Origin of the sequence: Porphyromonas sp. CAG:1061 (genome assembly GCF_000435035.1) — a bacterium.
GTDB lineage: Bacteria > Bacteroidota > Bacteroidia > Bacteroidales > Porphyromonadaceae > Porphyromonas_A > Porphyromonas_A somerae.
Map to the genome: position 1 here is coordinate 1 of NZ_HF988890.1, position 14,843 is coordinate 14,843.

Here is a 14,843-nt window from a genome sequence, read left to right on the forward strand (position 1 = left end):
CTACAACAAATCGGACCTCTCCGAGGTCCTTATCCCTTTGTCTAGTACAAGTAATAATATAAGGAAGGCAGCTTAAGTTGATGCCTCTAATGCGTAACCCTTGGGGTCGTAAGGGCGTTTTGTATACACATTCAGGAAAGTAAGGTCCATAGTGTCTACATTTTCAGGAATAGCGAATAATTGGTGTTCACTATATCAGGAATCCCCACATTAGGTTGGCGATTAAAAGGGGTCCTACAACAACCCCATATTCCGCACGCGTGCGGAATAGATTCCGTATGCGTGCGGAATACGTTCCGCAGGGCTACGGAATAAGGGCTTAGTAGGAAAGGGGTGTAGCAACACTATTCCTCACACAATAATTGTCTTGGAATGGGCTCATGTTTGGATAGCTCCGCATAAAATGCTAAATTTGTCCATAATCAAAACTAAAATAGAAGGGGGAAAAGGGGCATATTAATATGGAAGACCAAGCAGGTATTATCCGAAGTATCCTAGATACAGACCTATATAAGTTTAGCACGAGCTATGCCTATGCTAAGCTTTTTCCAAGGGCAAGGGGGAGATTTGCCTTTGTAGATAGGGCAAATACTATTTATCCAAAAGGGTTTGCGAGCAAGGTGGAGGAGCAGCTCCACAAGATGACTTCTCTACGGCTAACGGATGAGGAGGCAGATTTCCTCAGTCGTGAGTGCCCTTACATTCCGCCATTTTATATCGACTACCTGCGGGGCTATCAATTTGACCCACGGGAGGTGGAGGTTTGCCAAGATGAGGAGGGGCACCTCCATATCACCGCAGAAGGACTGCTCTATAGGATTACTCTTTGGGAGACCCCTATCCTAGCCATTGTCTCGGAGCTCTATTATCTTGTGACTGGGCAGGAGCCCGACTTGGAGCATGTGCGTAAGGTGACGATAGAGAAGGCTCAGATCATGAAAGAGCACAAGCTACAGGTATCTCTATTCGGCATGAGACGTCGATTTAGTGCCGAGGTGGAGGATACGGTAACGCAACTTCTGAAAGAGCATGCTGGCGAAAGCCTTTATGGCACTAGTAACGTCTACTACGCTATGAAGCACCACTTGAGAGTGACTGGTACACACCCACATGAGTGGGTTCAGTTTCACGCTGCGATCTATGGCTACAAGATGGCCAACTATATGGCGATGGAGGATTGGATCAATGTCTATGACGGCGACCTCGGAACGGTGCTCACCGATACCTATACCACCGATGTCTTTATGCAAAACTTTAGTAAAAAGCATGCGATGCTCTTCACCTCGATGCGACACGATAGTGGCGACCCTTATGCGTTTGTAGAGAAGGCGATTAAGAGGTACGAGGAACTGAAGATCAATCCGATGCTGAAGTACATTGTATTTAGTGATAGCCTCACTATCCCCAAGGCAGTGGAGATCAAGGAGTATTGTGCCTCTCGTATCCCAGCCACCTTTGGTGTGGGCACCAATCTCACCAATGATGTGGGCAATGATACGGTGCCAAGAAACATTGTGATGAAGCTGATCGGTTGCCAAATCTCTCCCCGACAGAAGTGGCACCACTGTATTAAGCTATCGGATGTAGAGGGCAAGCACATTGGCGACCCCGAGGAGATAGAATTGGCACAGAGGACTCTCGGAATTAAGCAATGAACTAGAGCAAAATAATAAATCATGGAAAACAAACAGACTAGAAGAGGCGAGTTGCCGGAAAACGCGTATCGCCCACTGAAGCCCGGAGAGAGCTACCACCCTGTAGTGGGGCCAGAGCAAAATCCGAAGCAAGCAACCGCCTACAGTGTCGGTTGGGGATTGATTATGGCGGTGATCTTTAGTGCCGCTACAGCCTATCTGGGCCTCAAGGTAGGACAGGTATTTGAAGCAGCGATCCCAATTGCCATTATTGCTGCAGGACTTACTACAGCTACGAAGCGAAAGGGAGCTCTTCTAGAGAATGTGATGATTCAGAGTATAGGAGCCTCGAGTGGTGTGGTGGTAGCTGGTGCTATCTTTACCATTCCTGCTATCTATATCCTAAAGGCGAAGTACCCTGAGATGACTGTCAACTTCCTACAGATATTTGTCAGCTCGCTCCTTGGCGGTGTATTGGGAATAATGATGCTTATCCCATTCCGTAAGTATTTTGTGAAGGATATGCATGGTCAATACCCCTTCCCTGAAGCTACAGCTACCACTCAGGTACTACTAAGTAGCGAAAAGGGAGGTGCCCAAGCAAAGCCTCTGCTTATCTCGGGATTGATTGGTGGTCTTTACGACTTTGCCGTCTCCACCTTTGGGGCATGGCACGAGGTGTTTAGCTCAAAGGTATTGCCTTGGGGACAATCCATTGCTGAAAAGGCAAAGCTAGAATTCAACATCAATACCGGAGCAGCGGTGATGGGTCTTGGCTACATCATCGGCTTGAAGTATGCTACTATTATATGCGCTGGATCGGCACTTGTATGGTGGGTGATCGTACCTATGATGAACCTCGTTTGGGGTGGCGATATCATTACCTTTGGAGATCCTAGCATCACTCAGACCATTGGAGAGATGAGTGCAACGGATATCTTCTTCCACTATGGTCGTAACATCGGTATCGGAGGTATAGCTATGGCAGGACTTATCAGCATCTATAATAACCGAAAGATCATCACTGGTGCGGTGAGCCTCGCAAATAGAGAGCTCAAGCAAAAGGGCAATAATGAGGAGGGCAACCAACCTCGTACCGACCGAGACATCACTATGAAGATGGTGGTTTGGGGTATCCTTTTGGCACTCGTTTGCATCGGCATCTTTTTCTACTTTGGGGTGGTACAGCGTAACCTTATGTGGGCGGTGATAGCACTGATACTTGTGGCTCTGATTGGCTTCCTTTTCACCACCGTTGCAGCGAATGCTATTGCGATTGTCGGCTCTAATCCGGTATCAGGAATGACTCTTATGACCCTCATCGTAGCAAGTGTGGTACTGGTGGCGGTAGGCATGGAGGGTCCAAGTGGTATGGTTTCGGCACTCGTGATTGGCGTGGTGGTTTGTACTGCTCTTTCTATGGCGGGCGGCTTTATCACTGACCTTAAGATCGGTTACTGGCTGGGAACTACCCCAAAGGTGCAGGAGAGCTGGAAGTTCCTTGGTACTCTAGTCTCTGCAGCTACAGTTTGTGGCGTGGTGATTCTACTTGAGAAGGCGTACGGGTTTACAGGCGATAATGCGCTACAAGCCCCACAGGCCAATGCGATGGCGGCTCTTATTGAGCCACTCATGACTGGCTCAGGAGCTAAATGGCTTCTCTACGGCATTGGTGCAGCTTTGGCACTACTGCTCACCTTTGTAAAGGTGCCTGCCCTACCATTCGCACTCGGTATGTTTATCCCTCTACACCTTAACCTCCCTCTATTGGCAGGTGGGTTTATCAGCTGGTATCTCAGCACAAGGTCCAAGGACGAGAAGCTCAATAAGGCTCGTCAGGATAAGGGTACCCTACTTGCATCGGGCTTTATCGCTGGAGGTGCGTTGATGGGTGTGGTGAGTGCGATCCTGAAGCTAGCTGGGGCTGAGCTAACTCTCACTGCATGGCAAGCCAACCCATGGAGCCATGTACTCACTGTGGTGATGTACCTAGCTATATTCACCTATTTGATTCGCTCAAGCAAAAAGGCTACGCCTGAGGCATAACACATATTATATATGAGTATAGAGATAAAAGTTCTAGAGACGGTCCAAGAGGTAATGAGCCACTTGGGACTAGAGAATAAGGAGCTGAAAAACCTTTATGATCCTATGGCCTATATTATGGACTTGGGAGGTAAGCGACTGAGACCATTGGTACTACTGCTTTCTTACCAAGCCTATAAGCCAAACGGAGCAGTAGAGGCTGTGGCACCCGCGATGCGGGCGATTGAATTGTTTCACAACTTCACGCTCCTCCACGATGATGTGATGGACGATGCTCCAATGCGACGGGGCAAGCCATCGGTCTATAAGAAATGGGGCCTTAATACTGCCATCCTCTCTGGTGATGGGATGCTGATAGAGGCCTACAAGCATCTAGCACAGCTTTCACCAGAGAAGCTACCGCATGCTCTTGATATATTCAATGATATGGGGAGTGCGGTTTGCGAAGGGCAGCAGTATGATATGGACTTTGAGCAGCTGCCACTCAGTCAGATGAGTATGAGCGACTACCTCGGAATGATACGGCTCAAGACCTCTTATCTATTTTGCGGTGCGGCCTCGCTAGGTGCTTACTTGGCAGATGCCCCTGAAGCAGACCGGAAGTTGCTTTGGGAGGCAATTGAAAAGATGGGGCTAGCCTTCCAGATCAAAGATGACTACCTAGATATCTATAGCAAGCCAGGCTTTGGAAAGGTGCAAGGTGGGGATATCCTTGAAGGGAAGCGGACTTGGTTGCTCCTCTCTGCTTATGCTAAGGATAGCAAGGAGGTACTTGCAGCCCTTGACCTGAAGGAGGATGATCAAAAGATTGCTAGAATGACTCAGCTATACAGCGACCTAGGCATTCGCGATGCAGCCCTTGAGGAGGTGGAGCGACAAAGCAAGGAGGCAACAAAGATACTGGATCAGCTATCAGTAGCTGAGGAGAATATTGAGCCACTTCGCCAACTATTCCTTACCCTAGTAAGAAGAGAGGTGTGATGATCCCTATCATCGATACACATTGCCACCTTTACTATCAGGACGAGTCGCCTCGGCTTGACTTTTCCAAGGATTTGGACGAGGTGATAGCACGGAGTAAAGCGGCAGGTGTCACCTATGCACTTTTGCCCAACATCGACAGCGAGAGCTATCCACTGATGATGGCACTCGCTAAGCGTTACCCCGACTATTGCCGTCCGATGATTGGGCTACACCCCACCAATGTGGATGCTCGGTGGGAGAGTGAGCTACGTTTTGTGGAAGAGAAGTTGGCCTCATCAAGTGAATCATTTATTGCAATTGGTGAGATAGGGCTCGACTACCATTGGAGCATGGAGTATCAAAAGGAGATGCAAGAGGTCTTTAGACGCCAATTGGATTGGGCAGTACAATACCACCTACCGGTGAGTATTCACAGCCGAGATGCCGAAGAGGAAACCATTGACCTACTAGCTACCTATCAGGCGCGAGGCCTGCAAGGCATCGTCCACTCCTTTGGTGGGGACAAGCGGCAACTAGAGCGGGTAAGAGATGAGCTACCCAACTTTATGGTCGGCGTTAATGGGACACTCACCTTTAAGAATAACCCACTCGCCTCCTATCTCTCTTGCTACCCTATTGATCGGGTGGTGGTAGAGACCGATGCCCCCTTTTTAGCACCAGTACCCTACAGAGGCAAGCGAAATGAACCCGCCTACCTCACGAAGATAGTCGAAAAGCTACAAGAGGTATATGCACTCCCGGAGGTGGCGGTGAGGCAACATTTATTTGACAATTCAAAAAAAATATGTAACCTGCACATATAAGTGCTATAGCTCAATAATTCAAATACAATCAATGAGTTACGGCACAAAAAACAAGACATTAAGAGAGAATAAAAACAAATAAACAACAAAAAACCGCCCCAAAAGTGGGTAGATACAAAGAAATAGATTAGATTTGTAGAGTAATTGGACAATGAACCGTCCAAGAATCAACTGGAGAGATGCTCGAGTGGTTGAAGAGGCACGCCTGGAAAGCGTGTATACGCCTAAAGCGTATCGAGGGTTCGAATCCCTCTCTCTCCGCATTAATATAATATGAATAAGAAAGTAATTTATCACTAAACTTAAAAAGAGAACTTACAATGAAAAAATTTCTAGCAAGTATCGCACTGTTTGGATTGCTGTCACTAGGCACAGCAAACGCAGTCTTTGCACAAGACGAGGCACAAGCTCCCGACTCTGAGGTGACTACTGAAGAGGTAGCAGCTCCTGCTGAGGTAGCAGCTCCTGTTGAGGAAATGGCTGCTGAGGATATCACTGTAGCAAATGAGGGTGGTTTCCACCAAGCACTTAAGACTAAGTTTATCGAGGGTGGTGCAGAGTTTATGGCTGCTATCGCTATCGTACTTATCCTAGGTCTAGCATTCTGCCTTGAGAGAATTATCTACCTCAACCTAGCAGATGTAAATAACGAGAAGTTCCTAGACGAAATTGATGCAAGGCTTCAAGCTAATGATATCAACGGTGCACTAGAGCTAGCACGCGACACTAGAGGTCCTGTAGCTTCTGTAACCTTCCAGGCTATCAGCCGTATCGATCAAGGCATCGAGGCAGTTGAGCGTTCTATCACTGCTTATGGTGGTGTACAGGCTGGTCTTCTTGAGAAGAACATGTCTTGGATCACTCTATTTATCGCTACTGCTCCATCACTAGGGTTCTTGGGTACCGTGATCGGTATGGTGACCGCTTTTGATAAGATCGAGCAAGTAGGTGACATCTCTCCTACAGTAGTAGCAGGAGGTATGAAGGTAGCTCTTATCACTACTATCTTCGGTCTGATCGTAGCTATGATCCTTCAGATCTTCTACAACTATATCCTATCTAAGTACGAGGGTGTACTCAACAAGATGGAGGATAGCTCTATCACTCTTGTAGACACTATCGTAGCTCACCAGGAGAAGTTTGCTCGCAAATAATCACAAAAGAAAGGAAATATTATGGCAGTAAGTAAAATCAGAAAGATTTCAAGCTATTCACTACTTGCTCTAGCCATCCTTACTATAATAGTAACCATCGCTTTCTTCGCAGGAGGGTACATTGACCCTAATGCTGCAAAGCCAGAGCCAAAGTTTACTAATGCAATATTCTATCTAATGTACTGCGCACTGGGCGTTACGCTCCTAGCGATGATAGGATTTGCCATTGTGGGATTTGCTAGCAACCTCAAAGACCCCAAGAGACGCCGTGCGTCACTCACTGGTCTTGTATCATTCATAGCAATTATTGTGCTACTCGTGATTACGTACGCCATTGGCTCTACGGATCCAGTATCACTGAGTTTAGATTTCCAAAAATACAATACAGACTTTTATCTTAAGTTTGCAGATATGTGGCTATACAGCATCTACGTGGTGCTGGGCATCAATATCCTTGCACTTATAGTATTTGCTATTAAAGGGGCTCTACGCTCAAAGAAGTAAGAAGTAACACTTAAAAGAAAGGATTTAAAATGGCACGTGGAAAGAAAAAAGTACCCGGCATCAATGGGTCTTCAACCGCCGATATCTCTTTTATCATGCTACTCTTCTTCCTACTAACTACATCTATGGGATCAGATAGTGGTTTGGCAAGACAATTACCACCATCTGTACCACCAGATCAACAAGATGTGGCCATTGACGTTAACCGCCGAAATATGCTCCGTGTATTGGTTAATACACGTGGACAAATCCTTGCCAATGGCGAGGTGGTGGATCTTGACGGACTACGCGAGAAGGTTAAGGAGTTCGTTCTCAATGAGAATGATCGTGCCGACCTCGCGGAGCGTACAGTGGAGACATTTGCCTTGGTTGGTGCACAGAAAGTAACTAAGAACCACGTTATCTCACTGACTAATGATGTGGACACTAAGTATAGTGACTATATCTTAGTACAAAATGAGCTTACCAAAGCTTATATGGAAGTAAGAGATATGATGTGTAAGAAGTTCTTTGGTGTATCACTGGAGGATGCTTCAACAGCACAACAAGAAGTAATGGTAGATATGTACCCTCAGAAGATATCTGAGGCTAACCCAAAAGAGTACGGTAAGAAAAATAAGTAACGAGTACACATTATGAGCAGATTTACGAAAGGTGGCACCCGTGAAGTACCAGAGCTGAATACCATGTCGCTTCCCGACTTGATTTTCGCTTTCCTATTCTTCATTATGATGGTAACCTCAATGCGTGAAGTGACTATGATGGTACAGGTTTCACTTCCCCATGCTACGGAACTAACGAAGATGGAGAAGAAGTCACTAGCTACTTATATCTATATGGGTCAGCCACTTCAGATGTACCAAGATAAGTACGGTACTGAGGCTACAATTCAACTTAACGATAAGTTCGCGACTACAGCAGAAATCTTTGACTATATCGCACAGGAGAAGTCGTCTATGTCAGAGGCAGATGCCCCTTACATGACTACCATCCTTAAGATTGACAAAGATACTAAGATGGGTCTTGTAACTGACGTTAAGCAGAGACTAAGAGAGGCAGATGCACTGAAGATATTCTACAGTGCGATAAAGAGTAACGAATAATAGTTACCCACTTTATCCTGCCAACACATGATAGGCGACATCGCCCCTACACCACGTAGGGGCGATGTTTTTTTAGGCATCGATTCCACCGGCTTCTTCCATCGCAATCAATCAGTTTGCTTAAAACAAACATTTACGTATATTTGCAATACCAAAGTATACAGAGAGAACTAAAATTATAGATTCAGTAAATGAACTAATAAAGATGGAGAATAAGACTAAAACAAGAACAGAAGAGCAGCGTTTCCAGATACGCAAGAGTATCGGAATGTTCTTAGGCATTGATGTATCGACACCAGATGAAAACAATGTAGTAACGGTAACCGAGAAGCGACTTCTCAATGGTTGGCTACTTAATCAAGAGGAGTTAAAGGTCTTTGGACGAACCGTATACCCCGAGAGAAAATTCAAAATACGTGCGGAGGTATATCAATTAGATCTAGAACAGATAACCGTAGAGTGGATAAAAGAGCAGATGAAAGAATTGGGTATTAAGAGGTATGATATCATCCGTCAGCTAGCGATTGACAAATCCAGCTTATCGCTTATCTTGAGTGGCAAACGAGGATTATCCAACACGATGAAAGTAGCCTTCTTCTACTACTTCAATTCATATCTCCTCACAGAGCTCCACCGTAACCAAGTCACGGATGAGGAAGAGACAAAGAAATAATCTTGAATATCAAGAGTCAATTTACTAATGGAGACTGTTGCACGAAGGCGATCTGCGGCGTTGCTTTCGGGAATCGGCCTAGGCCACGTATGTGAGTACGCTCCCTTTGGTCTCATCTTTTTGTGTGTGCCTGGTGCCCTACGTGCACCTTGCCCTCAGCGTCTGGCATCTCATCCTTCGTGCAAAGTCTCAGCACAATTGCTTCAAATGTACGAGAATGGCACTTCATGCAACATTCTCTAATGATGTAACGGCCTATGTGAACTTCAACTCTAAGAAACATCTCCGCCTTTTCCTAGAAACGCTAACTTATTAATTCTTATTTTACAAAGATAGCATTATTGGGGCTTACACACTTTTTAGGGACAGTATCCTTCACTGCCGTTTGACTGCTTGTCCGCTTGATACGCCTTAGCATTAGGATTCTGTTCGTCCAGTAACGAATTATCTATTATTCCCTCTCTTAACCTAAGTTTGACCCCTATTTGAGTGCAAGTAATTGATATTAGTATGGTTGTCATTTTTTCAAGGGTTACTGTGTACAACAAATTTTGATTTTTCTAAATGGGTAGATGGGATTCCTTTAGCTTTCAGTTGTACTCGTATGTTATTGACCACCCAATAGACAAGTAGTAACGAATAAATCCATCTGTATTAACACAAAGAGCTCGCAATCGCTCCTTTTCTTTTCTCTTCGGTTCGTCCGAACTTAGCCATTTAACCACTCGGCTTACTTTCCTCAAAATAGAAGTTGGTGAGATCGTTTCAATTTGAAAAAACAATTACCCTGATGAAATCAGTATTTCACTCCTCATAAAGTCCAAGAACCACCCCAAATATACTTCAGAGGTCAAACTAGGGCTATGTAAAGAAAAAGAAAATGAGTACGTTTGTAACAGCGGAAGTAATAACGCCACCCCATTGTCTAAAAATGGGGAACACTATAGTTCAACCTGAGATAAGTAAGATAATCTATAGTTAGAAACAAAATTATTAGGTACAACTGACCAAGTTTTAAGCGAATACCTAATATTGATTGTTTTGTTGTCAATAGTTTTTTTGTTCTTTAATTTGACCAATATTCTTCTATTATGGATGCAAGGCAGTGTATGATTGTAGATTTGGAAAGAAAGGGTGATAGGCAAAAGTTTATCACCGAACAAGTTGCATCTATAAAGAGGAATGAAAATGGTTATTGGGCAGTTAGATTTATAACTTCTCCACGTGTTTTTCAATACAATCCAGCTCGCTTACTCTGCTTAACACAACCAGAGGTAGTAGACATAGATAATAAAGGACTGTATATAAATAATAAGCGTATTACTGGTATCGCTGAATTACTTCGATTCTCAGATCATAATCTCAGCTTTTATCGTATAACCTATACCAATGGTTATGCCGAAAGCCTTGAGGACAAGAATGTATATATTACCCGTACACCTATAAATGAGTGTGGCGGATCGACATGGGATTATCTCAATAAGCTTGCAGAAGAGACCGGTCTTTGTGATGAGGAAGGAAATAACGTTCTATCAAAAGGGTATAGCTTGATAGACTTAAAGCGAGACAATGTTTCTCTTGCTCAATACCTTGGGAATAAGAAAAAGTTGGCAACTTATTCATTACCAAAGCAAGTCTATTACCCTTTCGGATGTAATGCAAGCCAAAAGAGTGCGGTAGAGGCTGCTTTGACTAATCAAGTCAGTATTATCCAAGGACCTCCGGGTACAGGGAAAACACAGACTATTCTTAATATCATTGCTAATTTGCTTTTAGCGGATAAGAGTGTATTGGTCGTTTCCAACAACAACTCCGCAGTTGCTAATGTAGCAGAGAAACTGGAAAAAGAAGGGCTAGGCTTTATCGTTGCCCAGTTGGGTAATGCAGAAAATAAAAAATCCTTTATTGACCAACAAGTTCCATTTTATCCTAATATGGAGGGATGGCTGATAAATGATTTATCCACGATGAAGAAGGTAGCTAAGGAGTCTCTTAAGACAGTATCACAGGGCTTTGATGACCAGACAAATCAGGCAAAACTCAAGGCGGAGTATCAAGCTTTGATGACAGAGAAATACTATAGTGATTCGCAAAATGGTATTCACTCATTGAATACGGAGTGGTTATATCGTAAGCCTTCTAAAAAGCTGATGAAATTACTCACGCTTATCCAGTTAATGGAAGAGCAATCAAGGAAACCTAACCTTTGGTTTAGAATGAAATGGTCATTTGTCCTTGGTGTGCGGATGTTCTCTTTCTTGAAGAACGATATATCCCAAGTGACTGAAAGCTTGCAAAAGGTATATTACAGCAGTCGAAAAGCGGAGATCCAAAATGAACTTAGTCAAATCTCCAATAGGTTGGCTTCTATAGATCTCCACAATAGCGTGAAAACACTGACTAACTCATCACTACAGTTGCTCAAAAATGAAATGGCTCAACGCTACAAAGGGGGTGATCGACAGTTGTTTTCCTATAAAGATTTCAAGTGCAGGACAGAAGCATTCTTAAAAGAGTACCCTATTGTACTGAGCAGTACATATAAGTCAAACTCCAACATTAGCCCAGACTATGTGTTTGACTATGTAATAATGGACGAAGCTTCTCAGGTGGATATTAAGACTGGAGCTTTAGCCTTATCTAGTGCAACAAATGCGGTAATCGTTGGCGATGACAAGCAGCTACCCAATGTTGTGAGTCAAGTAGAGGCACTTGCTTTTAATGCAATACAGAGTTGTTATAATGTGCCTGATTGCTACAATGCAGTGACACATAGCTTCTTACAATCTTGCACAGAAATATTCAAGGATGCACCCACGACATTGCTGCGAGAGCATTATCGTTGTCATCCGAAGATTATTGAGTTCTGCAACCAGCGTTTTTACGATGGTGAACTTATTACTATGACTAATGATTCCAATGAAAGTGAAGTATTAAAGGTGGTACGGACTGTAAAAGGTAATCATGCACGTGGACGATTCAATCAAAGAGAAGTTGATGTCATAATACAAGAGGTGTTACCAAAATATACAGATAAGGGGAGTGTGGGGATTATTACTCCATATCGAGATCAAGCTAATGCCATCAACTCGGCATTGGGACAGGATATTGCAAGCACAGTGCATAAGTACCAAGGACGGGAATGCGACACTATTATAATAAGTATGGTAGATAATGCCCCATCAGTATTCTCCGATGACCCTAATATACTGAATGTGGCCATCTCACGAGCTAAAACACATCTCTGTATTGTTTGCACAGGTAACAATATACCAGAAGATACGAATTTACATCAACTTATTGATTACATTCAGTACAATAATTTTGAGGTAGTTGATAGCAAACTACATTCGGTGTTTGACATTCTCTACCAACAATATACAGCTGAGAGACTAGCCTATGAGGCAGACCATCCGAAAGTGTCAGAATATCTTTCAGAGAACCTCGTGTACAATATTTTAACACAAGCCTTGAAAGAGCTAGAGTTACATAATTTATCTGTTGTATGTCACTATCCTCTTTCAAAACTAATCTCAAGTTGGTCAGTTCTAAATGAAGAAGAACAAACCTTTGCAAAAAGCCCCTTTGCTCATGTCGACTTTCTAATCTATAATAATATCACCAAGCGGCCACAGATGGTGATTGAGGTAGATGGGTGGCACTTTCACAAGGAAAGTTCTGTTCAAGAAGTGCGAGACAAACTTAAAGATAGTATTCTCTACAAGTACGATCTTCCTTTATATCGTATTTCTACAACAGATACCATAACAATAAATAGCATTAAAAAACAACTAGAAGAAAATCTGGTAAATAAGGCTATATCGCAACAAAGTACTGGAATGTAACAAACAAGCTAAAAGATCAGATTTCACCTCAATTCCGCAGGCTGAGTTTTTATTGCTTTAGTCGGGTATTATTGAAGAATATTGCACGAAGAGCCATTCTCCAAATATGCAACAGTCACCAGATGTGTAACGATAACGCATATTAGAGGTACTTGCTTATCAACGATCGACCCGTTCCAATGATTTTGCGAAGGTGGGTGGAGGGGCAGTCAGCTACCATTGTCAATGAGCTATCACTGAGGTTAGAGGTGCTGCTGGTGGAGCCAATTGAGGAGGGTGGAGAGGGCTTCTAAGGAGAAGCCTGGGGGCAGGAAAAGGTACTCGCTGGGGTGCCCACTATTGGCGGGGATAAAGAGGTGATTGAGCCCCTCAAGCTCTTTCACGGTGACAGTTGGGGAGGAGGTCGCAAGGCTCTTTATCTGTGACAAGTTTCGTTTCGCTTCCACCTGCATATCCTTACTTCCATTGAGGGCTAGGATTGGACAGGTAATTCGCGGGAGATAGATTGAGGGATCAGTCCTCAAAAATCCTTTATAGAATGGTGACGAGATAGCTCCAATCATATTTCGTCGGTACTCCTCACTTTGGACCACTCGCTCAGTCTCTATTCGTCGCTCCTCCTTCACTAGTGGCAACACCCTATCAAAGTACTCAGCAATCAGCAGTGAATCACTCGCTCTGCTAGTAGAGTGGTAAGCTATCTTACCAAATAGCTCCTCCGTCACCTCCCCAAAAGCATCCCATTTATCAGGCTCAATCAGATCCGCCATCATCACCTGATTCTGAAAGACAATCGTCTCTATACCATTCACCCCAGGAGCCGCCAAAAGCACTATAAAGTCAACGAGTGAAGGTGAATCAGCAGCCACCATCTGTGCTAGCAGGCCTCCTTCGCTATGTCCTATCACCCCCACCTTTTGATACTTACCTTGCGAATGAAGATAGGTGAGAGCGGCCTCCACATCTGCTTCAAAATCGGAGAGCATTGAGGCGTAAAAAGTGCAAGTAGAGTGTCCCACTCCACGCTTATCGTACCTCAGTACGGCATATCCCTCACGAGTAAGGTAGTCGGCTATGTCAAAGAGCGGTTTATGAGGTCCGATCTTACTATCTCTGTCATTCGGTCCACTACCAGCTACTAATAGAATCGCTGTGGTGGCTTTGCCCTCCAATGGTTCTGTAAGAGTGCCCGAGAGGACCACATCGGCCGAAGGAATCTTTACCTCGGTCACTTGGTAAGGGAGCTGCTCCTCTACCTTTTTATACTCCCCTCGCACGAGATTGAGTGGTGCGAATAATCCTCTTTGAGCAAAAAGTCCCTTGATCGTATCCCCTTGCAAAGTTCCTTGAAACCTAGCCCCTATCGACTCACTCTGCCATCGCACCATTAGAGAATCGGGCTGAAAAACAAACTCATCCACCACTATCCCCTCGGCATTTTGGTCGGGACTATCCAATGACGCCCGATACCCCTCAGCTGTTTCGGAGACATGTAGCACCAAAGGCAATGCATAAGTGGGCGACACCCGCAAATCACCGTGCCAACTACCGACCACTTGGGCATGACACGTCATAGCCCAAAGCGTCAAAGTAAAAAATAATGTCCATCTCATAATAGTGCAATGTAACTGGTTAACTATCAACAAATATAAACAGAATAATCGATATCCATCATCGTAGTACCACCATATCCAGGGGTTACGCGTTAGAAGAAGACGAGTGAAAAAAGCCAGCTACAATAGGGTCAGAAAGGGCCCTTTACAACCGGCTGAAATTCAAAGCCATACAAAATCGTTTGCCGAGATGCAACTAAGCAATCGGCGAGTTGCAACTAAGCAATTGACGAGATGCAACAAAGCAAATGCTTAGTTGCATCTCAAGTTTTTCCCACTCACATAGAGATTCATAGAGCTGCCTCCTAGTGCGATGGTGAGTACTCGGGTCCATCGGTCTGTCCATCACAGTATGAGTTGCTACTTCCATTGCGACGGATTGAAGCGATACGTTACTCGTGAAATACCTTGCAATGGTTGGGTCGCAGTGCATGGGTGACGCATTAGAAGAGATGTTGTACGAATGATCATATACAAGCTGTTG

The 14,843-nt window shown here is 44.3% G+C and carries 11 protein-coding genes and 1 tRNA gene; 11 read left to right on the forward strand and 1 reads right to left on the reverse strand.

Translation table 11 applies throughout. The annotated features are described in order from the left end of the window. Positions 1 to 461: 461 nt before the first annotated feature. The 11 genes from pncB to QVO39_RS02900 all read left to right on the forward strand — a co-directional run bounded on the left by pncB (position 462) and on the right by QVO39_RS02900 (position 12,746). Positions 462 to 1,655 (forward strand): nicotinate phosphoribosyltransferase, encoded by a 1,194-nt coding sequence (gene pncB / locus QVO39_RS02850; RefSeq protein ID WP_021902943.1) that lies wholly within the window; start codon positions 462 to 464, stop codon positions 1,653 to 1,655. Positions 1,656 to 1,676: 21 nt separating this feature from the next. Then, positions 1,677 to 3,680 (forward strand): OPT family oligopeptide transporter, encoded by a 2,004-nt coding sequence (locus QVO39_RS02855; RefSeq protein ID WP_021902944.1) that lies wholly within the window; start codon positions 1,677 to 1,679, stop codon positions 3,678 to 3,680. Positions 3,681 to 3,692: 12 nt separating this feature from the next. Continuing rightward, a complete protein-coding gene (locus tag QVO39_RS02860) occupies positions 3,693 to 4,661 on the forward strand; it encodes a polyprenyl synthetase family protein (protein ID WP_021902945.1) in 969 nt (322 codons plus the stop codon). Beyond that, a complete protein-coding gene (locus tag QVO39_RS02865; protein WP_021902946.1) occupies positions 4,661 to 5,467 on the forward strand; it encodes a TatD family hydrolase in 807 nt (268 codons plus the stop codon). The genes QVO39_RS02860 and QVO39_RS02865 overlap by 1 nt, the downstream gene beginning before the upstream one ends. 173 nt (positions 5,468 to 5,640) lie before the next feature. Beyond that, a tRNA-Ser gene (locus QVO39_RS02870) sits at positions 5,641 to 5,728 on the forward strand. 59 nt (positions 5,729 to 5,787) lie between these two features. Next, positions 5,788 to 6,621 carry a MotA/TolQ/ExbB proton channel family protein gene (locus tag QVO39_RS02875; protein ID WP_021902947.1) on the forward strand — a complete coding sequence of 278 codons (834 nt, stop codon included), beginning with the start codon at positions 5,788 to 5,790 and terminating at the stop codon, positions 6,619 to 6,621. Between the two features lie 21 nt (positions 6,622 to 6,642). Then, complete coding sequence (locus tag QVO39_RS02880; protein WP_018028597.1) at positions 6,643 to 7,125, forward strand: hypothetical protein; 483 nt, start codon at positions 6,643 to 6,645, stop codon at positions 7,123 to 7,125. Between the two features lie 29 nt (positions 7,126 to 7,154). Then, positions 7,155 to 7,748 carry an ExbD/TolR family protein gene (locus tag QVO39_RS02885; protein WP_021902948.1) on the forward strand — a complete coding sequence of 198 codons (594 nt, stop codon included), beginning with the start codon at positions 7,155 to 7,157 and terminating at the stop codon, positions 7,746 to 7,748. Positions 7,749 to 7,760: 12 nt separating this feature from the next. After that, positions 7,761 to 8,228 (forward strand): ExbD/TolR family protein, encoded by a 468-nt coding sequence (locus tag QVO39_RS02890; RefSeq protein ID WP_018028599.1) that lies wholly within the window; start codon positions 7,761 to 7,763, stop codon positions 8,226 to 8,228. 205 nt (positions 8,229 to 8,433) lie between these two features. Beyond that, entirely contained in the window at positions 8,434 to 8,901 is a 468-nt protein-coding gene (locus tag QVO39_RS02895) for a hypothetical protein (protein WP_021902949.1), read from the forward strand. 1,091 nt (positions 8,902 to 9,992) lie between these two features. Further along, entirely contained in the window at positions 9,993 to 12,746 is a 2,754-nt protein-coding gene (locus tag QVO39_RS02900) for an AAA domain-containing protein (protein ID WP_021902951.1), read from the forward strand. A gap of 242 nt (positions 12,747 to 12,988) precedes the next feature. Here QVO39_RS02900 and QVO39_RS02905 read toward each other — a convergent pair whose 3' ends face one another. Then, positions 12,989 to 14,359 carry an alpha/beta hydrolase gene (locus QVO39_RS02905; RefSeq protein WP_288171695.1) on the reverse strand — a complete coding sequence of 457 codons (1,371 nt, stop codon included), beginning with the start codon at positions 14,357 to 14,359 and terminating at the stop codon, positions 12,989 to 12,991. Positions 14,360 to 14,843: the final 484 nt, after the last annotated feature.

Bases quoted from the DNA above. Each gene is read 5' to 3' on its own strand.
- QVO39_RS02875 (WP_021902947.1), top strand. From the start codon at position 5,788: ATGAAAAAATTTCTAGCAAGTATCGCACTGTTTGGATTGCTGTCACTA.
- QVO39_RS02885 (WP_021902948.1), top strand. From the start codon at position 7,155: ATGGCACGTGGAAAGAAAAAAGTACCCGGCATCAATGGGTCTTCAACC.
- QVO39_RS02900 (WP_021902951.1), top strand. From the start codon at position 9,993: ATGGATGCAAGGCAGTGTATGATTGTAGATTTGGAAAGAAAGGGTGAT.
- QVO39_RS02880 (WP_018028597.1), top strand. From the start codon at position 6,643: ATGGCAGTAAGTAAAATCAGAAAGATTTCAAGCTATTCACTACTTGCT.
- QVO39_RS02895 (WP_021902949.1), top strand. From the start codon at position 8,434: ATGGAGAATAAGACTAAAACAAGAACAGAAGAGCAGCGTTTCCAGATA.
- pncB (WP_021902943.1), top strand. From the start codon at position 462: ATGGAAGACCAAGCAGGTATTATCCGAAGTATCCTAGATACAGACCTA.
- QVO39_RS02865 (WP_021902946.1), top strand. From the start codon at position 4,661: ATGATCCCTATCATCGATACACATTGCCACCTTTACTATCAGGACGAG.
- QVO39_RS02890 (WP_018028599.1), top strand. From the start codon at position 7,761: ATGAGCAGATTTACGAAAGGTGGCACCCGTGAAGTACCAGAGCTGAAT.
- QVO39_RS02855 (WP_021902944.1), top strand. From the start codon at position 1,677: ATGGAAAACAAACAGACTAGAAGAGGCGAGTTGCCGGAAAACGCGTAT.
- QVO39_RS02905 (WP_288171695.1), bottom strand. From the start codon at position 14,359: ATGAGATGGACATTATTTTTTACTTTGACGCTTTGGGCTATGACGTGT.
- QVO39_RS02860 (WP_021902945.1), top strand. From the start codon at position 3,693: ATGAGTATAGAGATAAAAGTTCTAGAGACGGTCCAAGAGGTAATGAGC.